Source organism: Bradyrhizobium sp. CCBAU 53340 (genome assembly GCF_015291645.1).
GTDB lineage: Bacteria > Pseudomonadota > Alphaproteobacteria > Rhizobiales > Xanthobacteraceae > Bradyrhizobium.
The window spans coordinates 2,969,806-2,996,099 of sequence record NZ_CP030055.1 but is presented as its reverse complement, the minus strand read 5'-3'; the positions used below and the strand labels follow the sequence as shown (position 1 = coordinate 2,996,099).

Sequence of the window (26,294 nt, the reverse complement as noted above, 5' to 3'; positions counted from 1 at the left end):
GTGGTGATGGCCGTCGATTGTCGGTATTGCCTTCAAGATCGAACCTCGCCTGCTGCGCTGGGCTGCACCCCGCCTGTTGTTACTTCTTCGGGGTCGGCAGGCCCGCCATCGCCTCGATAACCGCCGCGACGGCCGCGGTGTCCTGCGCGCCATAACCCGACGCCACCGCCGCATTGAACAGCGGGACTGCCGCCGAAAACATCGGCGTCGGACAGGCGAGCGAACCGGCGAAATCGGCGATTACCTTCATGTCCTTGCGCCAGAGCTCGAGCGGCATGGTCCTTATCGTCTCATAGTTGTCTTCGATCAGCATCTGCCCGCGCACCGCCAGCGCGCGCGAGCCGGCGGCACCGTCGCTGACCACCGCATAGGTCTGCGCGGGATCGAGCCCGGCCTTGCGCGCCAACGCGAAGGCCTCGCCGGCGACTGCAGTGTGCACAGCGACCATCAGATTGGCGACGTATTTCATCTTTGAGCCGTTGCCGAACGGCCCGAGATAGTGGGGCGCGCGCGAAAACCCTTCGAACACCGGCAGGCACCGATCGTAGGCGCTTCGCTCGCCACTGCCGTAGACGAGGACGTCACGTTCGAGCGCCTGACTTCCGGAACCTGACAACGGGCAATCCAGCATTGTGATGCCCTTCTCACCCAGCAGCAGGTGGGCTTTCGACTTGTCCTCGAGGGTGAAGGTGCTGGTCTCGGCAAGAACGCGTTCCCGCCGATCGAGCGTGCGCAACTCGGCGACGACGTCGAACAACGCCTTGGCGGACGGCAGCGACGTGATCAGCACGCCGGCAGCTTTCCCAACTTCGGCAACTGATCCTGCGGCGGTCCCGCCGTTGGCGCGAAAGGACTCGATTGCACGTGGAGAAATGTCGTAGCCGACAACCGTGAAGCCCGCGGCGAGCAGGTTCTTGCTCATCGCGTAGCCCATGATCCCGAGCCCGATCAGGCCGACGGTCCTGTCAGATTTGGTTATCACTGAGATCTCTCATGGATGGCCTCCTCCATAGACATGCAAGCTCAGGCCTTGTGGCTGGTGGACCAGAACGCCGGGATCTCTGTGCAGTCCTTGCCGCCCCATCCCGCCTTGGCGGCTTGATCGAAAACGGCCAGCGCCTGTTCGGCCATCGGCAAGCCGAATCCCAGCTCCTTCGCTTCAGCGACCATGGTGCGGAAATCCTTGCGGATGTTGTCGCAATCGAATGTCGCGGATCCCGAGGGCTTAGATTGCAGGGCAAGGGCGACCGCCGAACCGCGCGCCTTCAACACATTCGTTCCCCCCGATGTATCCGCAAACAGCTCTACGAGCCATGCCGGATCGAGGTTCAAATGACGGCACAGCGCATAGGCTTCGCCGAAGGCGAGCCAGAATATCCCGAGCGGAAGATTGATGGCGAGCTTCATGCTGGCCCCCGCCCCGATCGGCCCGACCAGATCGACCCGACGGCACATCTGCTCAAGGAGCGGCTTGGCGCGCTCGAAATCCTCCTTGCTGCCACCCGCCACGCCCAACAATTTGCCGGTCAGGGCCGGACCGACCGTTCCGCCGACGGGACACTCGAGCATGGTTGCGCCCTTGGCCCGGATTTTTTCCGCGAGGGCTATCTCGGTTACCGGTTGCACTGTGCTCATCTCGATGAAGAGCTTGCCTTTCGCATCGCCTGCGAGCAGGCCCTCTGCCCCGTCGTAGACCGCCGCTATGGCGGCCGCGTCGGTCAGGATGGTGATGACGGTATCAACGCCCGCAACCAAACCGCTCGGCGTCTTTGCGACAGTGACGCCCGCCTTGCCGAGCGGCTCGGCCTTGTCCGGGCTTCTGTTCCAGACATGGACTTCATGCCCGACCTCGAGCAACCGCTTCGCGATCGCAGCGCCCATGCGGCCCAAGCCGGCAACACCAACCTTCATGACGTTCTCCCGCATATTGTCTCGTTCGTAGGCGCCGACCTATAGCACCTGATCCGTATCGGGATCGATCAGGTGCATGTGAGTCATGTTGGCCGCGAGCCGGACTTTCGCGCCTGCCTCCGGCACCGACGCGCCGGTATCAACGCGTCCGGTGACGACGACCTCGCCAAGCCTGAAGAACACCATGGCCTCCGTCCCCATGGGCTCGACCACGTCCAGGATCGCGTCGAACTCCGAATAGGTTCCCCGGTCGGAGCTCCGCACCTCGGTAATGTGTTCGGGACGCAGACCGAAGATCACTGGTTTTCCTACCGACGACCGATAGCGCTGCGAGCGATTCTCGGGGACGGGAAACGCCGTTCCGTCTCCAAGGCGGATCGACAAGGCCGTTGCGTTCTGCTCGATCGAGCACGGGATGAAGTTCATCGCCGGCGATCCCATGAAACCCGCCACGAAGCGCGTCTTCGGCGCGTGATAGAGCTCGTGCGGCGATCCGACCTGTTCGATACGCCCGCGGTTCATCACCACCACGTAGTCCGCAAGCGTCATGGCCTCGATCTGGTCGTGAGTGACGTAGATCGTCGTGGTCTTGACCTGTTGATGAACACGCTTGATCTCGGTCCGCATCTGCACCCGGAGCTTGGCATCGAGATTGGACAGCGGCTCATCGAACAGGAACACCTTTGGGTTGCGGACGATCGCTCGACCCATCGCGGCCCGCTGCTTCTGACCACCCGAGAGCTCCTTGGGACGGCGGCCGAGGAGATCATGGATGTCGAGGATGCGCGCCGCGTCCTCGACGCTTCTTTTGATCTCCGCTTTCGACATGCCGCGCATCTTGAGGCCGAACGACATGTTCTGGAACACGGTCATGTGCGGATAGAGCGCATAGCTCTGGAAGACCATCGCGATATCACGATTCTTCGGTGCCACGTCGTTCACCACCCTGCCGCCGATCCTGATCTCACCGGCGCTGACGTCTTCGAGCCCGGCGATCATCCGCAGCGTCGTGGTCTTGCCGCAGCCGGAGGGCCCGACCAAGGCGACGAACTTGGAATCGGGAATCTCCAGACTGATCCCGTGCACGGCTTGGTAGGAGCCGTATCGCTTCACCACGTTGCGCAGAAGTACATCGGCCATCGGGATCGTCCTTACGGCTTCACCGCGGAAGCGCCCATCAGCGCGTCGAAGAACCCGTCCTTCTCCAGGGCGATCACCGGCCCCTGATCGACCGCGAGCTCCGGTGCGACTGGCGCCGGCAAGGCGCCGACCCGGTGCAGGATCGCCGAGGCATTCCGCATCCCCTCCAGGTTCGGGAACATCATGTCGCTCATATAGCGGGCGAACAGCACCCAAGTCGGCCGCAGGATCGCGATGTCCTCCTCTCCACTGTATTTACGCAGCACGTGAATGCCGAATTCGGCATCGCTCCGGAATCGATGCACGGCCTGGCAGAAGGCTTTGACATAGCGCAGGGCCACATCGAGGTTGGCCAGCATGAACTTTCGCGTGCTCGCGGCGCAGCTGTTCTGAAAGGCGACGCCGAGCCGGCCGAAATCCTCGACGATGTGGTAGCCGTATTTCGGCGCCTGATACGTCTCCGGCGCGTGCATGATGGCCACGTCGACCTTGGACGGATCGAGCAGCAGATCGAGGCGCTTGCCTTCGTTCCCCACGACGACGATCTCGATGTCCTTGCCGACGGTCCAGCCCCAGCGATCAAACGCCATGATGATCGCGCATTCGTCGGCATCGTTGCGGAAGGTGACGCCCCACCTCTTCCCCTTGAGGTCCTCGCGGCAGGTGATGCCCGGACGAGCCGCCACCTGCTGGGCACTGCACGCGATGGCGGACGCCAACACCACGGCATCACCGCCATGGCGGTGGTTCGCGAGCAGGAGCTCGGCCCCGACGGCGTTGGTGAAGTCCGCCTCTCCCGCGATCAGCGCCTTCAGGGAATTCGAATGACCGTGATAGAACACGAGCTCCGGCTCGAGACCGTTCTCACGGAAATAACCGCCCTCGAGCGCCGCAAAGACCGGGGCGACGCCCGCGCCGCGGTGGGCCATAGCGATCTTGATCTTGTCCATTGACTTGCCTCGCCTTCCCAAACCTTACTTCAAGCCGCTCAATCCAAATCCCTTGTTCACCGATCGCTGCAGGATCGCGAACAACAAAAACACCGGGATCGTCGCCAGGACGGCGATCACCATCTGCTCGGTCGGCGGATTGCCGTAGTCTTCGCCGAACTGGACCAACCCGAGCGGGAAGGTTCGCAGCTCATCCATGGAGACCACCGTCAGCGGCCAGAGGAACTGGTCCCAGCTGTCACGGAACGAGAAGATCGCCAGCACCGACAGGGCCGGAAGGCATTGCGGCAGGATGATCTGGAGCAGGATCCGGAGCTCGCCCGCACCATCGATGCGGGCCGCCTCGATGAAGTCCTTGGGGATCGAGATCATCGACTGCCGCATCAGGAAGATGCCGAACGCATCGATCAAGAGCGGCGCCACGATTCCCTGGTAGGTGTTGATCCAGTCGAACTTGTGCACGACGAGGAACGTCGGCACCAGAGTTACCTCTAGCGGCAACATCATGGTGCTGAGGATCAACAGCAGCAGCAGCGACGAACCGGGAAAACGAAATTTTGCCAAGCCGTAACCGGCGAGCGTGCAGAACACCACGTTGGTGATCATCACGACGACCGAGACGATGCCGCTGTTGAGAAAATATTGTGCGAACGGCGCCCGGCTCAACGCATTCGGATAGTTCTCGAAATGCCAGACAGTCGGAATCCACTCGGTGCGCAGCTGAAACATCTTCTCGCCCGCCTGGAACGACATCAGCAGCATCCAGGCGATGGGCAGGACGAAAACAGCCGTCAACGCCATCAACAGCACGAGTCCAATCGAGCGACGCAGGACTCTCAGGGACCTGCGCAAGCCAGGCGATGGAGGCGTCCAGTCGGACTCGTTGATGGCCGTCATCAAAAATAGATCCTCTCGCTGCGCGTGAACAGCCTGATCTGCAAGGACGTGAAGACGAGCATGATGGCAAACAGCACCACCGAGATGGCGGCCGCCTGCCCCATCTTGAGATAGGAGAATCCGGTCTCGTAGATCAGCATCGACAGAACGCGTGTGGCATTGCCAGGCCCGCCGCCCGTGATGAGATATGGATAGAGGAAGATCCGCGCGCACAGCAGCGCCGAGACCACGACGACGAAGAAGATGGTTGGCATCAGGAGCGGCAGCGTGATGTGGAAGAAGCGCCGGATCGGGCCCGCCCCATCGATCTCGGCCGCTTCGTAATAGTCATCGGGAAGCGCGAGCAGCGCCGCGAGGAATACTACCATAAAATACGGCGCGAAGCGCCACACCGTGACCATGATAATCGACGGCATGGCGGTCCACACGCTGGTCAACCAATCGATGCGCCCGAAGCCGACATATTGGAGCAGCTGATTGACGACGCCGTAGGGGTGGAGGAGAAACCGCCAGACCAGGCAGACCGCGATGATGGGCATCAGGTTCGACAGGAACATCGCGGTCATGCAATGGCGCGCCCCCGGAATGCCGGTGTTGATGGCGAGCGCCAGCATCAGCCCGATCACCGTGAGCAGCGTCGTCGAGCTCGCGATGTAGATCAGCGTGTTGAACAGGGTCGAACGGAAGATCGGGTCGGCGATCAGGTTGCGATAATTGTCAAGACCGACGAAGCGGGGCGCGGAGACCATGTCGTAGGAATGAAAGCTGAGCTCGATCGCCCACAGCATCGGTCCATATTTGAACACCAAGAAGAAGATGATAGTCGGCATCACGAAGCCGATCCCCCACAGGGTGATCTTGCGACGATGATGCAGGTGCCAGGCACGGCTTTCCGACGTCAGCTCGTCTCGTTGGTTGGTCGTTGCCAGTTCTGCCATTTCAATCCCGACAGGGTGCACTCACTGCAAGGGCCGGCGCGGCGCGCGCCGGCCTCTCGCCTCCGATCAGGCTTTCTTGTAGGCGGCGGTGGCGCGATCGACTTCGGCCGCAACTTCATCGAGCGTTGATTTGATGTCGGCCTTGCTCAGCATGATCTTCTGAACGCCCCGGTGCATCGAATCGGCCAACTCATTGAACACAAGGGTCCGCGGCAGCGCGACGCCATCGCTTCGCGCCTTGATGATCTCGTTGACGTAGGGGAACTTCTGCACCTCCGGATTGTCCTCCCATCCGCCCTTCTTTGCGAAGGTGAAGGGAGCCGCATCCTTCCAGGCATCGACCAGATCGCTCATCATGAACTTGTAGAGATCATGCAGGACCTCCTGCTTCTCCGGCGGTGCCCCGGCGTTGACCACCAGATTGAAGCCGTAGGTTGTCGAGATGCCCTTGCCCGGCGTGCTTCCGGGATACTGCACGGGGCGGAAGTAATTGCCCTCGGCCATCGTCGGGTTCTGCGCCTTGACAAGCTCGATCGGCAGCGGGTGGCAAAAGAACATCGAGGCCCGCTCCTTGAGGAAGTCCATGCCGGGTATCGGATTGGTCGCAATCGAATCGGCCGGATCTTCCGCGCCGTATTTCTGAGCGATCGAGGCACGGATGGTCATTGCCCGAACGCCGGCCTCGTTGTTGACGACGCACTTGCCGGATTGATCGAACCAGGCCCCGCCGGCGCCGATCAGGATCGGGTTGAACTGGATCATGGTCCATTGCGCGGCATGCATGGCGAACTTGAAGCCTTGCCGCACGAATTTGTCGCCGTCCTTCACGGTGAGCTTCCTGGCGACCTCGCCGAGTTGGTCCCAGGTCTGGGGCCTGTCCTTGTCCGGATCGAGCCCGACCTCCTTAAATTGCTTGGTGTTGAGGTAATTGCAGTAGCCGTAGAACCACATCGGGTAGCCGTAAACCTTGCCGCCGACGGTGGCGCCTTCGATGAAGGCCGGGGCAAAGTCGTTCGCGAACGACTGATAGCTGCTGTAGCCGAGCTTACCCAGATCGAGCGGCGCGAGCAGGTTCTTGTCGAGCCAGACGGGCATGAACCAGTCCTGGCTGACGAAGCCATCGGGCGCTGTGCCGGTTGCAAATCCGACGCTGAGCTTCTTGCCGAGGTCGGCAAAGGCGAACCATTGAAAATCCACCTTCACATGCGGATTCTGCTCGGTGAATAGCTTGACCCGCTTGTTCACCCATGGACGCTGCTGCGGATTGTCGAAGGTCCAGAAGCTGATCTTGACCGGCTTCTTCTCCTGCGCATACGCCCGCGGCGCCAGTGCCGCGTAGGTCGCGCCCAGTCCGGCGGCGCCAATTCCCCCGACGACCGTTCTGCGCGTCAGATTCTTTGACTGAAACTTCGCCATGCCCTTTTCCTCCCTTTGTGTCCGGATCGGCTTTTGCCGATTCCTTTTTCACCCGAAGTCCGTTGGCCTGTCGTTCCGCTGTCCGTCTCTCCTCAATGAACAAGGCTCGGAGCCGTACTGGTTGCTGAAATCGTTCCACGTGGCAGGCGCGCGCTCTCGCGCAAGATGAAATCGTAGGTCAGCCCCAGCGCGGGATCGCTCGTCGGGGTGTCCAGGCCGCGCTCGATGAACGCGCCGAGGCGACGTCCAAATTCGACGGCCTCGAGGCCGGTCTGAAACCGCTCATTGTCGTAACACTGCAGCGCGTGCGAGACCCGCTCAGACCGCCGAAGGCATCGCGCCAGAGAGAGTGCGTCCTGCGCTGCCTTGAGAACGCCGATGCGGACATGCGGACGCACCACGAAGGCGGCATCGCCGATCAGAGCAACGCAGCCAAAGGCGATGCTGCTGGATTGCACGTCGTAAATCGGCTGCAACATGAAGCGGTCGGCGCACATGACCACGTCCGAAAATTGCTGCGGCAGGTGCTCCCGCGCCGCGCGCCGAAACGCGTCGATATGGGTCGGCCGGATCGACGGCGGCGGGATGTTGTACTCGTGCCGCCGCCCGTGAGCATCGGTGAGCAGGTCGTCGAGCCCTGGTCCTTCCGGCACGCGATAGTACCAGAGAAAATTGTAGCGCGGATGCCCGGCGGCCCCGGGCAAGGGGTAACCGATGAACTGGCCGCCTTGCGCAAAGCAGAAACTGAAAAGGTCTTCAAGTCCGGGCTCGAGCGTGCCGACGTCATCGAGCACACCACGCCAGGCGACATATTGCGCATAGCGCGGCAGCACGTCCGGAGCCAACCTCGCCCGCACCCCCGACCTGACACCGTCAGCGCCCACGACAAGATCCGCCGAGAGCTGGCGGCCGTCGGACAGCGACGCGGTGGCATCGTTCTCGCCCTGCGCGACGTCGACAACCTCGACACCAGAATGGTAGCAAGGCTCAGGGAATGCGTCGCGCAGGCGGGCAAAAACCACGTTCCAGGACGTCACATATTGCCGATGTACATGCCGCGCGACAACGCGACCTAAGCGGTCATAGGCGACGCGCTGCTCGATCTCAATTCTGTCGAGATTCGCAGGCGCCCCGAGGACGGCCTCGAGCTCGGCATGACCTGCGACGCCCGCGCCCCGCTCGACGAGGGCGTCCGAGGCGCGTTCGAAGATGTCGACGTGCCAGCCGGATCTGACGAGCAGGTTTCCGAGAAAGAGTCCGGCGACCGAGCCGCCCGCAATGATCACCCTGCGCTGGCGGCCCAAGCTTGTCATGCCGTCACGTCGCTCGCACGCGAGACGGTCTCAAGATCCGCAAATCCCCGCCATTCATTGGCGATGTCGTGCGCATCTGACATGCACATTCCCCTCGGACTGACAAAGCCTAATCGGGCACAAGATACCTCGTCAAGGATTTTCGAAACTATTGCCTTCCAGACAAAAGTCGGCAAAGATTGCGAAATGATTGCGATCGGGGAAGTCACGCGCACACTTGCCGACGAGGCCTACTCTCGGATCCGCGACGCCATGCACAGCGGCAAGCTTCAACCAGGCCAGAAGCTGCGTTTCAGCGAATTGCAGGAGCTGACCGACACGAGCGTCACGCCGGTTCGGGAAGCTTTGACCCGGTTGACGGCGGAAGGCTTTACCGAACTCGAAGGCCATCGCGGCTATAGGGTGGCGCCGGTCTCGTCTGAAGATCTCTGGGACATCCTGCGCAACCGCCAGCGGCTCGAAGGCGAAGCCCTTCGGCTCTCGATCCAGCATGGCGACGATAATTGGGAGGCGCAGCTCATCAGCGCGCACCATCTGTTGAACCGCATGGATCGCGAGCGGGCGGACCTGCCGACCGCGGCGGATGAGCAATGGGAAAAGCGTCATACCGCATTTCATGAGGCGTTGATCGCGGCCTGCCAGTCCAAGGTGCTGCTCGGCTTCTGCAGCCAGTTGTCGGCGCGCGCGAACCGCTATCGTCGCCTCTCCGTGGGCGTCGACGACATCCCTCGGGACATCCGCACCGAGCACCGGAACATCTTCGAAGCGGCGATACGGCGTGATGCGGAGACCGCCACGGACTTGCTGCAGGAGCATTTCGAACGCACTGCGCGCATGGTCGACGAACTGCTTCGTCACAAATGGTGAGTGTGTCCGCGACGAACGACAATCCATAGCCGCGCCAAGCGGCAGTGATACGGGGAGCAAACCATGAAGCATCGTCCTTTCGGCCGAACTGGTCTCTACGTGTCCGAGCTCTGTCTGGGAACGGCGACGTTCGGCGGCCAGGGTTGGTGGAAAGTGTGGGGCGAGGTCGATCAGCAGAGTGCCAACTTGCTGGTCGAACGCGCGCTCACCGCCGGCGTTAACTTCATCGATACCGCGGACGTCTACGCCGAAGGGCACTCCGAGCGCATCCTCGGCCAGGCCTTGCGCGACCTCAAGGTGAACCGCGAGGACGTTATCATCGCGACCAAGGTGCGCGGCCGCACCGGGCCCGGCCCCAATCAGGTCGGCCTGTCGCGCGGCCATATCATGCAGGGCGTCGAAGCCAGCCTAAAGCGGCTCGGGCTCGACTATATCGATCTCTACCAGGTGCATGGTGCCGACCTCGTGACGCCAATCGAGGAGACCATGCGCGCGCTCGACAATCTGGTCGCGCGCGGCCTGGTCCGCTACATCGGTGCATCGAACATGGCGGCCTGGCAGATCATGAAGGCGCTGGGGATCTGCAATCAGCACAACTATGCCCGCTTCGAATCGATCCAGAGCTACTACACCATCGCCGGCCGAGACCTCGAGCGGGAGATCATCCCGATGGCAACGGACCAGCAGCTCGGCCTGATGATTTGGTCGCCGCTGGCCGGGGGCTTCCTCTCCGGAAAATTCACGCGCGAAGGCGCGGCCGCCTCAAACGATGCCCGCCGCCTGTCGTTCGATTTTCCGCCGGTTGACAAGGAGCACGCTTACGACGTCATCGATGCGATCAAGCCGATCGCAGCATCCCGCGGAGTCTCGGTGGCGCGCATCGCGCTGGCGTGGCTGCTGCATCAGAAGAGCGTATCCAGCGTCATCATCGGCGCCAAATCGACCGAGCAGCTCGACGACAATCTTGCCGCTGCCGATATTCAGCTCTCGGCTGATGAGCTGGCTGCTCTCGATAAGGTCAGCGCATTGAGGCCGGAATATCCCCAGTGGATGCTGGCGCGACAGCACGGCGATCGCCTTCCGGCTACCCTTCGCTAAGGTCGTGCCGGTGTTCGAGGTTCGATCCAAGCGCTTGGACAAGTCCGTCCGGAGAACGGCGCTCGCGCGACGATTGAGGCCGTAATGAGTGATCCGTTTTGCGCCAAAGCCTGTCGGTTTGGCTAGCCAAGCTTTAAACGACCGCCCCTTCTGTACGGTGTAGCACGCTGTGATACTCCGTTAGTGAAGGCGCAATGGATCTCCGACCTCTGCTGGGATAAGCCAAGCGCGCTACTACGGGACGCGAAGGAAGCGAGAACAGCTCGACCAAACCGCGCCAAACTACGCGCTGCCAGCAAGCCGCAATGCTCCCACTCAATCATTTCGAACGACGTTTCGTCGTTGATTTGCAAGAACAAATGTTCAAATACGTCGACCAAATGCAGACGGTATACCCGCCCCAAGTGTTTGGTCTTGAGTTCACAGGAAAATTCCCGAGGCTCTGAGGGTCGGCACTTTTAGAAACTATCGGTATCAGTCGGCGAACATGGACGTACATTAAGCTCAAGCGGACTCCTCTTGGGCTTTGGCCACTGTCAGCCGATACCGTCGGCGGTCATTGGCCCACAACCCACTGATAGTAGTCCGGTTTGCCATTTGTCGGTGTCCAGTCTAGCTGATCCGGAAGTTCGGTGACGCGGCGGGCGATCTCGGCGATCTTGCGCGCACCCGCGGTCGGCGCATCGCAAAGTCTAGCTTTGTCGCAAAAGCGCATCGCTGATCTTCTCGGCCGCCATGATCACGGGGATGTTGGTATTCGCGGTCGGCAGCCGCGGCATGATCGAGGCGTCCGCCACGAAGATATTGTCGCTGCCGATCACTCTGCCCTCGGGATCGACCACGACCATGGGGTCAGCCGGATCGCCCATGCGGCAGGTGCCTACGGGGTGCCAGACTCCGAACACGCTCTGCCGCACGAAGGCCTCCAGGGCGCGCTCGTCCGCCAGCGTCGTCTGGAAGGCAGTGCCGTTGAGCAGCACGAGCCGGATCAGGAGCTGCCTGAGGCCCGCGGGCACGTCGAGCATCGGGCCGAGGATCGAGGCGACGATGCGGTTGGCCGTGCTGTACCGGCTCAAACGCTTGATCCGCGGGGAATAGGAGGCCGGGAAGAAATCACCCCCCTCCGGGTTGAGCGAGGGATGGACGACAAGCTTCGCGAGCAGCCGAACGGACGCGATCATGCGCTCGACATCGCGCGGGTCGGACAGCAGGTTGAGATCGGCCACCGGATAGGTTTTGGGATCAGGCGCCGCCAAGGTGAGCGAGCCGCTCGAATACGGCCGGTTGCACCAGAGGAAATAGAGACCGAGCCGCGTGCCCAGCGCGTGCCAGCCGCCACGGGCCGAGGCCGTGATGTACATGTCCGAGGCGTCACAGCCCGGATTGCCCGACGAGTAGCGCATCGCCGCAAAGTTAGGACGCCGCCGGGCCAGCGGGAGCCGAAGGCCGCGTGGCAGATATTGACAGAAGGTCAGCGCGGGATGATCGCGCAGATTGCTGCCGACGCCGGGGAGATCGATGACCGTGGGAATGCCGAGCGCCTGAAGCGCCGCACCCGGACCGATACCCGCCCGCATCAGGATCGCCGGCGATTGCAACGCGCCCGCGGTGAGGACCACGCGGCCGGCGCCGACCGTGAGCTTCTGCCCGCTACGCGAGACCACCACACCCGTCGCGTGGCGGCGGTCGAGCTGAAGCTGCTCGACCACACTGTCAGCCCAAATGGTGAGGTTCGGCCGCGAGCGCGTCGCTGCATCGAGATAGCCAGCGGCCGTGGAGACGCGCCGATCGTTGCTGTTGGAGAACGCCGGCGGAAAGATGCCGTTCTCGAACTCCGCGTTCTGATCCTTACGGAACGGCAGCCCGGTTGCCGATAACGCCTTGCCCACGGCGCGGCCGAACTCGGGCATCTCCTCGCGGGCGATGCGGCGGATCGGGATCGGGCCGTGCTTGCCGTGCAGCGGCCCGTCGAAATCGAGATCGGTCTCGAGCTTGAGGAAATACGGCAGCACGTCCGCCCACCCCCAGCCCCGCGCGCCGAGATCGCGCCATTCGTCATAGTCGCGCGGCAGGCCGCGATTGGCCGATTGCACATTGATGCTGGAGCCGCCGCCCATCACCCGCGCCTGCTCGTAGGCGCGGACGACCGGCCTGCCCCCGGCATTGCGGCCGGCTGCCGCCGACAGACCCGGCCAGATGTACTTGTCGCCGAAGAACAGCGTCATCGGATAGCTGTCGAGGATTTCCGGCGGCGTCGCGTCCGGCGGGGTGTCCATGCCAGCTTCGATCAGAAGCACGCGGCGGCTCTCATCCGCAGAAAGCCGATTGGCGAGCACGCAGCCTGCCGACCCGCCGCCAACGATCACATCGTCGAAATGCAGCTCATCCATTCCATTCTCGTCGCGCAATTCGATGGGTCGGCGCGGCCGTAGATACAGCCGCGCCGATCGAGCCTAACGAAAGTTACCCTTGGTCTCGGGGATCACGATCGCACCGATCAGGTAGATCACGAACACGCCGACCGCGAAGGAGGCCAGCGACATCGGGATTTCCGCCGGGCTGCCGCTCACCAGCGAGACGAAGGTCGGCATCATGCCGCCCAGCGCGAAACCGATGTTCCAGGACAGACCGGTGCCGCTCGCGCGCAGCGCGGTCGGAAAACGCTCGTTCAGGAAGATCAGCACCGGCGCGTAACCGGCATTGCCGATGAAAGCGATGGCGAGCGCATAGAGCGTGATCTGCGTCGTGTCTTTCGTTGCAGCGAGGTTGAGATAGCACAGTGGCAAGAGCACCGCGGCGCAGACGCCTATCAGCAGGAACGTCTTCTTCCGGCCGATGCGGTCACTCAGCGCGCCGACCAGGACCGCAGAGAAGAACGCCGACACGCTCGCGCCCATCAGGATCAGCGACGAGGTCTGGTTCGGGACCGCGTTGATGACCTTGAGGAAGCTCGGCAGGTAGCCTGAGGTCAGGTAATAGCCGGCGCCGCCGCCGAAGGTGATCAGTAGATTGATGAGCAGCACGCCACGATATTGGCCGGAGAACACGTCCTTGACCGGCGCCTTCGAGACCTTCGCCTGCTTGTTGCCCTGCTGGCGCTTGAGCTCCTTGAAGTAAGGCGACTCCTCGAGGTTGCGGAAGATAAACCAGCCGAGCAGCGAGCTCAGCAGGCCCGAGAAGAACATGAAGCGCCAGCCCCACACGGCAAAAGCATCGCCGGGGAAGACCGAGGACGTGATCAGGAAGATAAAGGATGCAAGCAGCGCCCCGATGCCGGCACCGCCACCGCCGACCAGTCCGGACATCGCGCCGCGCCATTGCGGCGGCACGGACTCGGTGCCGATGGTATGGGTGGAGGCCACGACGCCGCCGACGAAGATGCCCTGCACCAGGCGCAGGATCAGGAAGATGATCGGCGCAAGCACGCCGACCTGCGCGATGGTCGGCAGCAGGCCGAACGCTGCGGTGCTGACGCCGACGCCGACGATGGCGACCAGCATGGCCTGCTTGCGGCCGTGCACGTCGGCATAATGGCCGAACACCGCCGAGCCAAGCGGACGCATCAGCAGCGTCACCGCGAACGAGCCGTAGACCGCGGCCAGCGACAGCGCCGCATTGCTCGACGGAAAGAACAGTGCGCCGACGACCGGCGCCACGTAGAGCAGAATGAACAAATCAAACAGATCCAGCGCCCATCCGAGCACCGACGCGATGATCGCGTTGACCATCTGCTTGTTGTCTGCGGACGCCTGTGCGCCCGCGACCGGCATATCCATCTCAGCCATGTTGTCTTACCTCCCCCGTTTGAATGGCGCCACGGTTCGCGTCATCGCGAACCGCGGCAGTGCGTTGCATCGCGTATCAGCGGCCGGCGAATTTCGGCGGACGCTTGGCGTTGAAAGCCTCGACGCCTTCCTTGAAGTCTTCCGACTGGCGCAGGCGGCTGTAGCAATGGCCTTCGAGCTCGATGGCGATGGCCAGCGTCGAATCCTCGGTATCGTTGAGCAGCTTCTTTGCGGTGCGCTGCGCCAGCGGCGAGAAGGTGCGGAGCTCGTCGACGAGCTTGTCGGTCGCCTTCTCCAGCTCGACATCCGGCACGCATTCGGTGGCGATGCCCCATTCATAGGCCTGCTTGGCCGAGATGCGCTTGGAGCGCATCACGATGTCCTTGGTGCGGGTGATGCCGACCATCTTCTGGAGGCGCGCCGAGCCGCCCGAACCCGGGATCTGGCCGAGCTTCTGCTCCGGCAGCGCGTATTGCGTGGTCTCCGACGCGATGCGGAAGTCGCAGGCCAGCGACAGTTCGAAGCCGACGCCGAAGCAATAGCCGCGATTGGCGACAATCACGGGCTTGGCGCAGCGCGCGGGCGCGGCGATGTTCCAGGCGAGCTTGGAGACGTGCTCGGGGCTCGCCTCCATGAAGCCGCCGATATTCCCGCCGCTGGAGAAGTGCTCGCCCTCGCCGCGCACCACGATGACGCGCACGCGCGGGTCCTCGTCCAGCGTCTCGAAGGTCAGCCGCAGCTGGTCGCGCTGCGGCATCGCCACGACGTTGTAGGGCGGACGGCCCAAGATGATGTCGGCGCGCTCCTGCGCCTCGTCGATCTCGACCTTGAACCCGTCGAGCTTGGCGAGCCGGGGATCGGTGAAATTATAGGCTGACGGCATCTTGGTTTCCTTCTGTTGATGGGAATGATCAGGCCGCGTCCGACGGCGGCAGGCGCTCGGCCTCGTATTCTCCGGCGACGAGCAGTCGCCGCAGCAGCTTGCCGACCGGCGATTTCGGGATCGCGTCGACGAAAACGTAGCGGCGCGGCCGCTTGAAATTGGCAAGGCCCGAGGTGCGGCAGAACTGCTCCAGCTCGACGTCCGAGACCGCGCGATTACGCTTGACGAAGGCGGCGACGATCTTGCCCCACTTCTCGTCCCCGACGCCGACCACCGCGACCTCGTCGACCCCGGGATGCAGCGACAAGCAGCTCTCGACCTCGACCGGCGAGACGTTCTCGCCCCCGGTGATGATCATGTCATCGACGCGGCCGGTGACGAACAGGTCGCCGTCGGGATCGACGAAGCCGGTATCGCCCGTAAAATACCAGCCCTCGCGCAGCGATTTGGCGTCGGCTTCAGGGCGGCGCCAATAGCCTTCGAAGGCCTCATCGCCGGCGAGCGTCGCAATGATCTCGCCCTCCTCGCCGACCGCGGCAAGCTCCGCGACCGACTTTGCGCCGATGCGCACGACCTTGACGTGCTGGTTCAGCCCGGCCTTGCCGGCCGATCCCGGCTTTGCCGCCGCGTTCTGGTCGATCGTAAAGGTGTAGATCTCGGAGCTGCCGTAGTGGTTGACGAACAATTCCGGCTTCAAGACTTCGTTCAGCTTCTTCAGCAGGCCGTCGGTCATCGACGCGCCGGCGAAGCCGAGCTTGCGCACACTGGAGACGTCGGTCCGGGCAAAGGCCTCATGGTGAACCAGGTCGTGATAGAGCGTCGGCACCAGATAGAGGTTGGTGATCTCTTCCTGCTCGATCAGCGCCAGCGCCTGGCGGCTGTCATAGCGCGGCAGGCAGATGAAGGTGCCGCCGATCAGCGACATCGCCAGCAGCGAGCGGACGCCCATGGTGTGGTAGAGCGGCATCACGCCGAGCGTGCGCTCGCCGCGGCCGTAGAGATTTTGCGCGACATGGGCAATCGCGGCGGCGCGTTCTGCGCGATGCCGCCGCGGCACGCCCTTGGGGCGCGAGGTCGTACCGGAGGTATAGAGCATGATCGACCAGGCGTCGGCGCCGACGCGCGGCTCGGCGTCCGGCGCGCTGTTCTTGATCAGATCGGCGAAGCTGGTCGCATCGCCAGTGCCGGGGTCGACGGACATACGCAGCAGCTTGCCTGCCAACGCCGAGCGCTGCACCGCCTCGGCGGAGATGGCCTGATAGAACACCGCGCAGGCTTCGGCATTGTCGATGCAGTAATCGAGCTCGTCGGCCTTGGCGCGCCAGTTGATCGGCGTGATCACGAGCCCTGCGAACTGGCAGGCCCAGTGCAGTGTCGCCGCCTCCCAGCGGTTCTGCAGCAGCGTGACGACGTGATCGCCGGGCTTGAGGCCGAGGCGGTCGAACGAGGCCACCAGCGCGGAGACCTTGTCGTACCATTGCCGGTAGCTCAGGCGGAGGTCACCATCGACCAATGCGATAGCGCTCGGATCGCGCGCGGCGCTGGCCATGAAGCTGCTTGCGAGATCAAGCATCGGACGTCTCTTTGTTGGATGAAGCAAGCTCGGCGGCAGCCTCTAAGGCCGCATGGATGATCGGGGTGTAGCCGGTGCAGCGGCAGATATGCCCGGTAAGGAGATCGCGGATCTCCGCTTCAGTCGGCGACGGATTCTTCACGAGGTAATGGTCGAGCGACATCAGGATGCCGGCGGTGCAGAAGCCGCACTGGAGGGCGTGGTTGCGGCGGAACGCCTGCTGCAGCACAGCCAGCCGGCCGGCCGAGGGGGCGAGCCCCTCCACCGTTTTCAGCTCGCAGCCATCGACCTGCGCCGCGAGCGTCAGGCAGGACCGCGTCAGCATGCCGTCGACGACAATCGTGCAGGCGCCGCAGACGCCATGCTCGCAACCGACATGGGTTCCGGTCGCGCCGAGCTGGTGACGCAGGAAATCCGACAGCAGCACCCGCGGCTCGGCCTCGCCCTCGACCGGCTTGCCGTTGAGCGTGAGGCGGACGGGATGGCGGCGATCGGCCTTGAGACGGGTCATTGCAGCACCTCGCCGATGAGGTCGCGACCGATCATGCGCACGAGATCGCGGCGATAGCGCGCGCTGGCGTGGACGTCGTCGCGGGCACCGAGTTCGTAAGCAAAGGCATTGAGAGCGTCGTCGAGCGCGCTGCCCTCCAGGTGAGGCCAGTCGCGCGCGGTCGGGACATCAGCGACACCGCCGACAGCGAGACGCACGCCGGTCGGAATCTTCATCGCGGCGCAGGCGACGATGGCGAAATCGCCGTGACGGCGCGCGACCTCGCGGAAGGCGACGCGCGCCCCCTTAACCACCGGCAGCGAGATGCCCTCGATCAGCTCGTCATCGGCACGCGCGGTTAGCATCATGCCGGCAAAAAAATCTTTTGCCACGACGCGGCGGCGGCGCCTGGTGCTGCGCAACAGCATCTCGCCGCCGAGTGCGACCAGCGTCAGCGGCATCTCTGCGCTGGGATCGGCATGCGCGAGCGAGCCGCAGATGGTGCCGCGGCTGCGAGTCTGCATGTGCCCGACCCAGGGCAGCGCCAGCGCCACCAGCGGCAGCGTCTCGGCAAGATCGGGCCAGGCCAGCAGATCGGCCTGGCGCACACCGGCGCCGATGACGACGGCATCACCCTTGCGCTCGATCTGGCACAGCTCCCTGATCCTCATGATGTCGATCAGCAGCTTTGGCTTGGCGAGACGCATGTTCAGCATCGCCATCAGCGATTGCCCGCCCGCGAGCACACGGGCATCGCCGCCGTGCTGTGCGAGGCCTTCGAGGACGTCACTGATGCTCCCGGCGCGGAGATAGTCGAATGCGGGCGGCTTCATCGGCGCCCTCCGAACAGGCTGGCCGCCTTCGCGAGCAGCGCGACCAGCGAGAAGCCGCCAGCCTCCGCGCCACCGCCGCCGGCCTTGCGGGCGAGCGCGGTGAAGAACTGGCCGATGATCACGCGCGTTGCGCCATCGAGCAGGCGGCCGCCAATGCTGGCGACCTTGCCGCCGATCGCGGCGTCATAGCTGTAAGTCAGCTTGGTTCCGCCATTGTCATCGGGCGCCAGCGTGATGCGTCCCTCGGCATTGCCGAAGCCGAGCGCACCGGTGGCGCTGCCGCGCAAGGTGACTGCGCGTGGCGGGTCGAGGTCGAACAGCTCGACATCGGCGCGATAGCGGCCGGTGACGGGGCCGATGCCGAGCGAGACATCGGCGCGGAAATGGGTGTCGGTGACCTTGTCTACGCGCTGGCAGCCCGGAATGACCGATTGCAGCGTCGCGGGATCGAGCAGCATGGCCCAGACCTGTTCGGGCGCGCCCTTCACCACAGCCTGCCCCTCACCCCGCAAGCGCCGATCACCATCGCGCGCGGAGGCAGCGGTCGCACGACCCGCGGGAGGCGGCGGCTCGGCGCCGCGCACGAGCTCCACGAGCCGCGCCGGCACCAGCGGCAAGGTGACGCCGGCAACGCCAAGTGCATCGGCTACCGCATTGGCGAGGCACACCGGCGTCGACATGCAATTGCCTTCGCCGACGCCTTTTGCACCGAGCGGCGTGAACGGCGACGGCGTCTCCATGTGGAATATCTCGGGCTCCGGCACCTCGGTGGTGGTCGGCAGCAGATAGTCGGCAAGCGTGCCCGTCAGGAAGCTGCCGTCCTCGGCATAGGCATATTCCTCAAGGAGCGCTGCCCCGAGCGCCTGCGTGAAGCCGCCGCGGATTTGGCCGTTGACCATGCCAGCATGCAGGATAGTGCCGCAATCGTGCATGGTGACGTAGCGGTCGATCCGCGTCTCCAGCGTCACAGGATCGATCTCGACACCGCAGAAATCGAAGATGAAACCGTGGCAGAGCGAGGAGTTGATGCGGTCGTCCTCGTCGGGCGGCGTGAGCTCGGGCGGCGTCCAGAACACGGTCTCTCGGATGGTCTGGCCGGCATCGTCAGGCAGCGAGCCCGGTGACCAATGGCTGAGCGCGGCGACCCGCGAGAACGCGATGCGGTTCTCAGGATTGTGCTTCGAAGCAACGAAGCCTTTTGCGAACACGATGTCCGCGGCCTCGACGTTGAGCTGGCTCGCGGCGATGCGAGCGAGACGGCCGGCGACGCGCTCGGCCGCGATCTTCGCCGTGCCCGCCACCGCCGCAGCAAAACGGCTGGCGTAATTGCCCGACGCGATCGACCAGGCATCCTTGGCGGTGTCGATCTCGGTGTTGACGCGGATATCCTTGGGCTGGAGACCGAAGACGTCGGCGACGACCTGCGACAGCACGGTGCGATGGCCCTGCCCCTGCGGTACCGAGGCGACGTGCACGGTGACGCTGCCGACCGGATCGAGCCCGACGGTCGCGGTTGCCTGCGCGCCGTTCTTGGGACCAGCCTTGCGGCGCTCGGCCGCCGTCAGCACGGTCGTGATGTAGCCCATGTTGGAGACGCTGGGCTCGACCACCGCGGTGAAGCCGATGCCGTAGAGACGGCCCTGGGCCCGCGCCTCGTCGCGCTTCGCCTTCAGCTCGGCGAGCCTGCCCTGCTCCACCGCACGAGCAACGGCTTCCTGGTAATTGCCGGAATCGAGCAACGCGCCGGTCGCAGTGCGATACGGGAACGCACCGGCGTCGATCAGATTGCGCTCGATCACATCGAGCGGATCGAGGCCGAGGCAGATCGCGATCCGCTGCACCAGACGTTCGAGCGCGAAATAGACCTGCGGGCCGCCAAAGCCGCGATTGAGCCCGGTCGGGGTCTTGTTGGTGACGACGACGCGATTGCGAATCCTGACGTTGTGGATGTCGTAGGCGCCGGTCAGATTGCCGTGCATGCGATAGAGCGTCGCCGGCTCTGGCGCACGCAGATGGGCGCCGCAATCCTCGACCTGATCCCAGTCAAGCGCGAGAATCTTGCCGTCGGCCGCGACGGCCGCCGACAAGGTCGTCGCGCGATTGGTGGCCGACACCGAAGCGGTCAGGTGCTCGAGCCGGTCCTCGATCCACTTCACCGGCCGTCCCGTGACGCGCGCAGCGGCCGCAATCAGCACGATGTAGGGAAACACCCCCTGCTTGACGCCAAAGCTACCGCCGGAGTCCGGCGGCGTGCGCAGCCGCAGCCGGTTGCCCGGCACTTTCAGCGCGCGCGCAATGACCGTATGGATGCTGAACGGGCCCTGGAAATTGGCGAGCACCTCGTAGGCATCCTCGCCGGCGTCATGCGATGCGACGACGCCATAGGTCTCGATCGGCGTGCAGGAGTTGCGCGGATATCTGATGTCGATGGAGAGGCGATGCGGCGCATCCGCAAAGGCCTTTTCAGGATCGCCATAGCGGAACGAGCGGTCGCTGGCAAGATTGCCGGGAAAGCCGTCATGCAGCACCGGCGCACCCGCGGCGAGCGCGCCCAGCGGATCGACGACGGCGCCGCGCGGGCGGTACTCGACGTTGATGAGCTCGGCGGCATCCTCTGCGCGCGCACGATCGGTGGCGACGACCACGGCGACGGGCTCGCCGACATAGCGCACGCGATCCATCGCGATCGGCCAGCACTCGACCGGCGCCTTCACGCCGACGACGAGGCTCGCGGTGACGGCCTTGACGTCGCTGCCGGTCAGAACCGCGGCGACGCCCGGCAGGCGCCTTGCAGCTTCAGCATCGATCGAGAGAATGTCGGCATGCGCGTGCGGTGAGCGCAGGATGGTTGCGTGCAGCGTGCCGGGCTGAACGCCGAGATCGTCGATGAAGCGACCGCGGCCGCTGAGCAGCGCGGCGTCCTCGAAGCGCTCGATCGAACGCCCGACCCACGGCTCATCGCCACTTCCCGGATTTGCGGATTCGACCGCCTGCAGCATATCCCGGCATACCTCCCGACGCGCTCTTTGACGCGACGATGACGTTTGTCAGGATTGGGTGTGCGGGAGCCATACCGCCCGCTCTCACGACTTACCAAATCGTCTCATTCGAGAGCGTGCAGCGCAATATCAGCTTGTGAGACTCAACCCGCAAGACGCGAGACGTTACGAAACTCGCGCGGGCTGACGCCGGCGTGATCGCGGAAGAAGCGCGTGAAATGCGCCGGCTCCGGAAAACCAAAGCGCTCGCTGAGCTCACCGAGCGGCGTGTCCTCGCGCATCACAGCCTCGAGCGCGCGCTCCATGCGGACGACGTTGAGATAGAGCTTCGGCGAGACGCCGAGCGAGGTCTCAAACAGGCGGAAGAACTGCGCGCGCGAGAGCCCTGCCCCCTTCACGAACTGATCGACATTGGCGTAGGAGTCATGCACCCGCATCGCGTCCATCGCACGGCGGATGCGCCAGTCGCAGCTCACGGCGCTCATGCCGCGGATCGAGGTCGGGAAGGTGCGCCAGGGCGTGAAGCGTTCGATCACCGCGATCATCAGGTCGGACAGCGTCTGCTCGTGGGTCCGCACCGCATCGGGATTTGCCATCATTTCAGCGGCCAGATGCAGCGTGAGCTGACGGATGCGCGGCGACACTTCGCCCGAGGGACGCTCGAAAAAGCCCGGCGCGCCGCTGGCGGCCCAACCGGGGCGAAACTCCTTCAGCCATTCCGGCTCGATATAGAGGGCCATGATCAGCGTGCGCGGACGATTGACGTCGTGCACGTAAGCATGCGGCTTCCAGCCGTCGACGAGCACGGCCGCGGTACCGGTAAGCGGCGTGACTTGGTCGCCGACCAGGAACTGCGTGTCGGCGCCCTCGACCTTGAGCAGGACGTGACAGTGATGATGAGCGTGACGGACCAGCGAACGGTCCATGTCGAGCAGCGCGACCCGGCCGAAAGCGCCGTGAGCGATGCGCAGGGCCGTCGACATCAGTTCCTTCCTCCCGGCAGCATTGCGCTGCAACACGATTGGCTCATTGGCGCGACACTATAAGCGGCACCCGCTTCATATTCCAACCGCGCAAACCGACGCAAGTTTCTCGCACGCGTTGATCGGATCACGTTCGTGCCTCCGCAAGAAGCCGCACGATGGCGGCGCTGGGGTCGGCCTGCAACGCGGTGACGAGATCGACATCCTCCTCGCCCTTGACGCGGATGCGCTTGAAGGCGAGCTCGGGCGCACTGACCGGTGCGGTCGCATCTAGGCCCATCTTGGCGCTGATGCCGTTGTCGGTGGTCGGATCAAGCTTAGAGCCGAGCGCGCCCGAGACGACCATGAGATCGCGATCAGCCTGGAAGCGCGTCGCCACCGCCCATTCGATCTCGTCCGACGAGGAGATGTCGACGTCCTTGTCCACGACGACCACCTGCTTGATGTCGTAATGCGCGCCGAAAGCGCACATCATGATGTTCTTGGGCTCGCCGTCATTGGCCTTGTCGATCTTGATCGCGAGATGATAGCGGCAGGTGCCGCCGCGCGTCAGTCGAACGTCGAGCACGTTGGGGAAGCTGCGGCGCAGATGCTGGAGCAGCGTCGCCTCACGCGGCACGCCGCCGAGGACCAGGTGCTCGAAGCCGCCGCCGACGATGGTGTGGAAGATCGGCTTCTTACGATGCGTGATCGCGTCGACCTCGATCACCTCGCGATTGGCGCGCGGGCCGTAATATTGGGGGAATTCGCCGAACGGCCCCTCCGGCTCACGCACGTCTTGCAGAATGCGCCCCTCGATCACGATCTCCGCATGGGCGGGAACCCGGACCGAATTGGTCCGGCACTTCACGACATTGACAGGCGCGCCTAACAGCGCACCGGCAATCGCCATCTCGTCCTCGTCCAGTGCCGCGATCGCCTGCGAGGCCAGCATCAAGGCCGGATGCGCGCCGATCACGATCGCAATCTCCAGCGCCTGGCCCAGCTGCTCGGCGAGGCGATAATAGGAGAAAGTGTGCCGCGGCAGCAGCAGCACGCCGATGCGGTTCTTGCCGGAGATCTGGCAACGATGGATCGAGACGTTCTGGACGCCGGTCTTCGGGTTGCGAGCGATCAGCAGGCCGGCTGTGATATAGGGGCCGCTGTCGCGCTCATTGTGCTTGGGGACCGGAAGCTGGCGCAGCAGGTCGACGTCGTCATGGACGACCTCCTGCACTGGACCGCTCGCGACCTCGTGCGTCGGCAACGGATGGCTGGCAGCCGCCAGGAACCGCGGCAGCAACTGGTCCTCGGTCACACCGATGGAATCGGCGACCCAGTCGCGGCCGGCAAAGAGGTTCGCGACCACGGGGATCGCGTGCCCTTCAGGGCGCGGAAACAGCACCGCGCTGTCGCGCTCCAGCCGCTTGGCGATGGCGGCGAGCTCGTCCACCAGCGCAACGCCCTCGCGCGCGATCGCGAGCTTGCCGCGCTCGGCAAGATAAGCGAGCCAAGCGCGCAGATCGGCGGGCGCGTTCCTCGCAACATTGTCCATTGCCATACGGGTCTTTCCTCAAGGTCTCAAATCAGGGCGCGATCTTGCGCAGCGTCGGCGAGCGGCGCTTGAGGGCCTCGTCCTCGCCCCAGCGGCGCACCACGCCGATGTCGATATCGAACAAGTCGAGCACGCGGCCGACGGTGTGCTCGACCATGTCTTCGAGATTTTCCGGCTTGGCGTAGAAGGCCGGCACGGGCGGCGCGATGATCGCGCCCATCTCCGATAGCGCCGTCATGGTCCTGAGGTGCCCGATGTGCAGCGGGGTCTCGCGCGCCATAAGCACCAGACGGCGGCGCTCCTTAAGCACAACGTCGGCAGCACGGGTCAGCAGCGTCGTTGTCACGCCCGAGGCGATCTCGGACATCGAGCGCATCGAGCACGGTGCTACGATCATGCCGGCGGTGCGGAACGAGCCGCTCGCGATGGCGGAGGCCATGTCGTCGATAGCATGGTTGACATTGCCGAGCGCCCTCACCTCCGCGATCTTCAGGTCGGTCTCGTAGGCAAAGGTCTGCTCGGCGGTCTTCGACATCACGAGATGCGTCTCGACGCCGGCATTGCGCAGAAGCTGCAGCAGGCGCACGCCATAGGTGACGCCCGAGGCGCCGGAAATGCCGATAATCATCCGCTTGGGGCTGGCGTCCTGCATAGGTCTGGTTTCGCTCCCTGGAACTCCATCCGAGGTTACCCGGTCCGCGGCCAGACTAGGTAGTTGCATCCATCACCACAAATAATGATTGATTATGCAGACGATCATTTGTGATGATAATAAGAGATCAGCGACCGAAGGACAGGCCCGTGGAACTCAGGCAGATGCAATATTTCCTGTGCCTAGCCGAGGAAAAGAACGTCACAAGGGCCGCGCGCCAGCTCAACATCGTGCAGCCGGCACTAAGCATGCAGATCGCCAAACTCGAAGCCGAGCTTGGTCAAAAGCTGTTCGACCGTAGCGTCCAGGGCATGACGCTGACCAGCGCCGGCGAAGCGCTGGTGCGGCTGACGGCGCCGATCCTGCGCGACGCCGAATATGCCCGACAGGAGATGGCCCAACTCGGCGGGCGCATCTCGGGCCGCGTCTCGGTCGGCCTCATCACCTCGGTGGCGCAGAGCACGATGGCGAGGTCGTCGGCGACCGTCGCCAGCCGCTATCCAGAGATCATGCTGTCGGTCTGCGAGGGCTATACCGAAACGCTGGTCGACTGGGTCAGCACCGGCCAGCTCGATTTCGCGCTGATCAACGTGCCGCGCCGCAAGACGCCGCTGGCCGGGCATCACGTCATGGACGAGGAGATGGTATTCGCCTGCCGGAAGGACGGCCCGATCCGGCCGCCTGCCAAGCTGCGTTTCGACCACATCGCCAACTTCGATCTCGTGCTTCCTTCGAAGCGGCACGGTCTGCGCCTGATCCTCGACGAGCACGCCGCCGCCATCGGCATCGACCTGCGCCCACGGCTCGAGCTCGATACGCTGCCTGCGCTCTGCGACGTGATCGCGACCACCGACTTCGCGACGGTGCTGCCGACCATCGCGCTCCGGCAGTCGCTCGCCAACGGGACTATCAGGGCGCATCGCTTCGATGAACAACGGATCGTGCGTTCGATTGCCTGGGTGCACCACCCGCGCCGCGCAGTATCGGTCGCGGCGAAGGCCGTGCTCGACGTCATCAGCCACGATCTTGCGCAAGCAGCTTTCGTGGCGAGGGAATTCGTCGAGCCTGCTTCCCGCCGCGCAAGCTCGCCCTCGCGCAAGGCACCACGGAATCGCGCCGGTTAGAGCCGATCGAGATCGGGGCTCGCTCGGCCCGCACGGGCAAACTGTCGCGGCCGCCGCAAAATGAGACGCCTTGGTAAATTTTGAGACCGGCTGGCATGACGGCGGCAGCGAGCCGCTCATTACGCTCCAGGCGCAGAAGCTCGCGAACCTGGCCCGCATCCGATGATTTCTCTCCCTGATGATCCCAGGTCTTGCAGAACGAGACGCAATCGGGAGATCCAGTCCGAGATGACACGCTTCGATCGCAGCAAGATCACGGTCAGCGCAGCGCGGCGCACGAGCGGCTTTCACCCCAGCCGCAGGTCTTTGCTGTCGTCCGGCGCATTCGCGGCCTTCGCCGCCATAGGGCTGTGTCCTGCGCAGGCGCAGGACTATCCCGCCCGGCCGGTACAAGCGCTCGTGCCCTTTGCCGGCGGAGTGCCAGCGACGTCGTCACGCGCATCCTGCTCAACCGTATGTCCACATCGCTCGGTCAAGCTTTCCTGATCGACAACCGCCCCGGCTCCGGCGGCAATATCGGCACTGCCGCCGCAGCACACGTAGCCCCCGACGGATACATGCTGCTGATGAGCGCCACTACTCTTGTCAATTCGATCGCCTTGAGCCCGATCTCCGCATCCCGGCTCAGAATGCCTCCTCAGACTTGCCGTCGATAGATTTTTCTGGATCTCCCGGTGCACACGTCGCGCGCACCAGACCCTCTAACGGATTGAAAAAATTGAACGCTCCAATCCATCATGGCCAATTTGAGCTCGCTCCAGCCAAATAAAGGCCATTCCAGCTGGCTCTAAGAAGCTCGGCACGTGCCTTCACCCGGCGTCCGGATCTTGGAGTTGCGGCGGAGGAGCCGACGCTAGCCAGTGCAAGATTTTTGGGCTGCCGCCACTGCCAATCGGGGTTCGAGTCGA

General features: G+C 64.0%; 22 protein-coding genes. 4 read left to right on the top strand and 18 right to left on the bottom strand.

Annotation, left to right across the window (positions count from 1 at the left end; genetic code table 11):
• Nucleotides 1-79: 79 nt before the first annotated feature.
• From XH89_RS14130 to XH89_RS14095, 8 genes are all read right to left on the bottom strand, one after another.
• Nucleotides 80-982 (bottom strand): NAD(P)-dependent oxidoreductase, encoded by a 903-nt coding sequence (locus tag XH89_RS14130; RefSeq protein ID WP_194467630.1) that lies wholly within the window; start codon nucleotides 980-982, stop codon nucleotides 80-82.
• 41 nt (nucleotides 983-1,023) lie between these two features.
• Nucleotides 1,024-1,881 (bottom strand): NAD(P)-dependent oxidoreductase, encoded by an 858-nt coding sequence (locus tag XH89_RS14125; protein WP_194467629.1) that lies wholly within the window; start codon nucleotides 1,879-1,881, stop codon nucleotides 1,024-1,026.
• A 69-nt stretch (nucleotides 1,882-1,950) separates the two neighbouring features.
• Nucleotides 1,951-3,051: an ABC transporter ATP-binding protein gene (locus tag XH89_RS14120; RefSeq protein WP_194467628.1), complete on the bottom strand. Its 1,101-nt coding sequence runs from the start codon at nucleotides 3,049-3,051 to the stop codon at nucleotides 1,951-1,953.
• Between the two features lie 11 nt (nucleotides 3,052-3,062).
• On the bottom strand, nucleotides 3,063-4,001 hold the full coding sequence (locus XH89_RS14115; RefSeq protein ID WP_194467627.1) for an ABC transporter substrate-binding protein: 939 nt from the start codon (nucleotides 3,999-4,001) through the stop codon (nucleotides 3,063-3,065).
• Between the two features lie 24 nt (nucleotides 4,002-4,025).
• The gene (locus XH89_RS14110) at nucleotides 4,026-4,898 is read right to left on the bottom strand and encodes a carbohydrate ABC transporter permease (RefSeq protein WP_194467626.1); all 873 of its coding nucleotides are present in this window, start codon (nucleotides 4,896-4,898) and stop codon (nucleotides 4,026-4,028) included.
• The gene (locus XH89_RS14105; RefSeq protein ID WP_194467625.1) at nucleotides 4,898-5,836 is read right to left on the bottom strand and encodes a carbohydrate ABC transporter permease; all 939 of its coding nucleotides are present in this window, start codon (nucleotides 5,834-5,836) and stop codon (nucleotides 4,898-4,900) included. Before XH89_RS14105 ends, XH89_RS14110 begins: the two co-directional genes overlap by 1 nt.
• A 66-nt stretch (nucleotides 5,837-5,902) precedes the next feature.
• Complete coding sequence (locus XH89_RS14100) at nucleotides 5,903-7,252, bottom strand: extracellular solute-binding protein (protein ID WP_194467624.1); 1,350 nt, start codon at nucleotides 7,250-7,252, stop codon at nucleotides 5,903-5,905.
• Between the two features lie 92 nt (nucleotides 7,253-7,344).
• Nucleotides 7,345-8,565 (bottom strand): FAD-dependent monooxygenase, encoded by a 1,221-nt coding sequence (locus XH89_RS14095; protein ID WP_194467623.1) that lies wholly within the window; start codon nucleotides 8,563-8,565, stop codon nucleotides 7,345-7,347.
• A gap of 186 nt (nucleotides 8,566-8,751) precedes the next feature.
• On the opposite strand from XH89_RS14095, the gene XH89_RS14090 reads away from it, so the two are divergent.
• Both XH89_RS14090 and XH89_RS14085 read left to right on the top strand, forming a co-directional pair.
• Nucleotides 8,752-9,432 carry a GntR family transcriptional regulator gene (locus tag XH89_RS14090; protein ID WP_194467622.1) on the top strand — a complete coding sequence of 227 codons (681 nt, stop codon included), beginning with the start codon at nucleotides 8,752-8,754 and terminating at the stop codon, nucleotides 9,430-9,432.
• A 63-nt stretch (nucleotides 9,433-9,495) separates the two neighbouring features.
• Nucleotides 9,496-10,530 carry an aldo/keto reductase gene (locus tag XH89_RS14085; RefSeq protein WP_194467621.1) on the top strand — a complete coding sequence of 345 codons (1,035 nt, stop codon included), beginning with the start codon at nucleotides 9,496-9,498 and terminating at the stop codon, nucleotides 10,528-10,530.
• Between the two features lie 692 nt (nucleotides 10,531-11,222).
• Here the strand turns inward: XH89_RS14085 and XH89_RS14080 are convergent.
• From XH89_RS14080 to XH89_RS14035, 10 genes are all read right to left on the bottom strand, one after another.
• Nucleotides 11,223-12,920 carry a GMC family oxidoreductase gene (locus XH89_RS14080; protein WP_194467620.1) on the bottom strand — a complete coding sequence of 566 codons (1,698 nt, stop codon included), beginning with the start codon at nucleotides 12,918-12,920 and terminating at the stop codon, nucleotides 11,223-11,225.
• A 63-nt stretch (nucleotides 12,921-12,983) separates the two neighbouring features.
• A complete protein-coding gene (locus tag XH89_RS14075) occupies nucleotides 12,984-14,315 on the bottom strand; it encodes an MFS transporter (protein WP_194467619.1) in 1,332 nt (443 codons plus the stop codon).
• A gap of 76 nt (nucleotides 14,316-14,391) precedes the next feature.
• Complete coding sequence (locus tag XH89_RS14070; RefSeq protein WP_194467618.1) at nucleotides 14,392-15,198, bottom strand: enoyl-CoA hydratase/isomerase family protein; 807 nt, start codon at nucleotides 15,196-15,198, stop codon at nucleotides 14,392-14,394.
• A gap of 28 nt (nucleotides 15,199-15,226) precedes the next feature.
• The gene (locus tag XH89_RS14065) at nucleotides 15,227-16,771 is read right to left on the bottom strand and encodes an AMP-binding protein (protein WP_194467617.1); all 1,545 of its coding nucleotides are present in this window, start codon (nucleotides 16,769-16,771) and stop codon (nucleotides 15,227-15,229) included.
• Complete coding sequence (locus tag XH89_RS14060; RefSeq protein ID WP_194467616.1) at nucleotides 16,764-17,282, bottom strand: (2Fe-2S)-binding protein; 519 nt, start codon at nucleotides 17,280-17,282, stop codon at nucleotides 16,764-16,766. The genes XH89_RS14065 and XH89_RS14060 overlap by 8 nt, the downstream gene beginning before the upstream one ends.
• Nucleotides 17,279-18,094 (bottom strand): xanthine dehydrogenase family protein subunit M, encoded by an 816-nt coding sequence (locus XH89_RS14055; RefSeq protein WP_194467615.1) that lies wholly within the window; start codon nucleotides 18,092-18,094, stop codon nucleotides 17,279-17,281. Before XH89_RS14055 ends, XH89_RS14060 begins: the two co-directional genes overlap by 4 nt.
• Nucleotides 18,091-21,093 carry a molybdopterin cofactor-binding domain-containing protein gene (locus tag XH89_RS14050; protein WP_194467614.1) on the bottom strand — a complete coding sequence of 1,001 codons (3,003 nt, stop codon included), beginning with the start codon at nucleotides 21,091-21,093 and terminating at the stop codon, nucleotides 18,091-18,093. The genes XH89_RS14055 and XH89_RS14050 overlap by 4 nt, the downstream gene beginning before the upstream one ends.
• 143 nt (nucleotides 21,094-21,236) lie before the next feature.
• Nucleotides 21,237-22,076 carry a helix-turn-helix transcriptional regulator gene (locus tag XH89_RS14045; RefSeq protein ID WP_194467613.1) on the bottom strand — a complete coding sequence of 280 codons (840 nt, stop codon included), beginning with the start codon at nucleotides 22,074-22,076 and terminating at the stop codon, nucleotides 21,237-21,239.
• Between the two features lie 127 nt (nucleotides 22,077-22,203).
• Nucleotides 22,204-23,616 (bottom strand): UbiD family decarboxylase, encoded by a 1,413-nt coding sequence (locus tag XH89_RS14040; RefSeq protein ID WP_194467612.1) that lies wholly within the window; start codon nucleotides 23,614-23,616, stop codon nucleotides 22,204-22,206.
• 25 nt (nucleotides 23,617-23,641) lie between these two features.
• A complete protein-coding gene (locus XH89_RS14035; RefSeq protein ID WP_194467611.1) occupies nucleotides 23,642-24,262 on the bottom strand; it encodes a UbiX family flavin prenyltransferase in 621 nt (206 codons plus the stop codon).
• Nucleotides 24,263-24,426: 164 nt separating this feature from the next.
• On the opposite strand from XH89_RS14035, the gene XH89_RS14030 reads away from it, so the two are divergent.
• Nucleotides 24,427-25,386 (top strand): LysR family transcriptional regulator, encoded by a 960-nt coding sequence (locus tag XH89_RS14030; protein WP_194468476.1) that lies wholly within the window; start codon nucleotides 24,427-24,429, stop codon nucleotides 25,384-25,386.
• A 455-nt stretch (nucleotides 25,387-25,841) separates the two neighbouring features.
• Nucleotides 25,842-26,042 (top strand): tripartite tricarboxylate transporter substrate-binding protein, encoded by a 201-nt coding sequence (locus XH89_RS41255; RefSeq protein WP_246767832.1) that lies wholly within the window; start codon nucleotides 25,842-25,844, stop codon nucleotides 26,040-26,042.
• Nucleotides 26,043-26,294 lie beyond the last annotated feature (252 nt).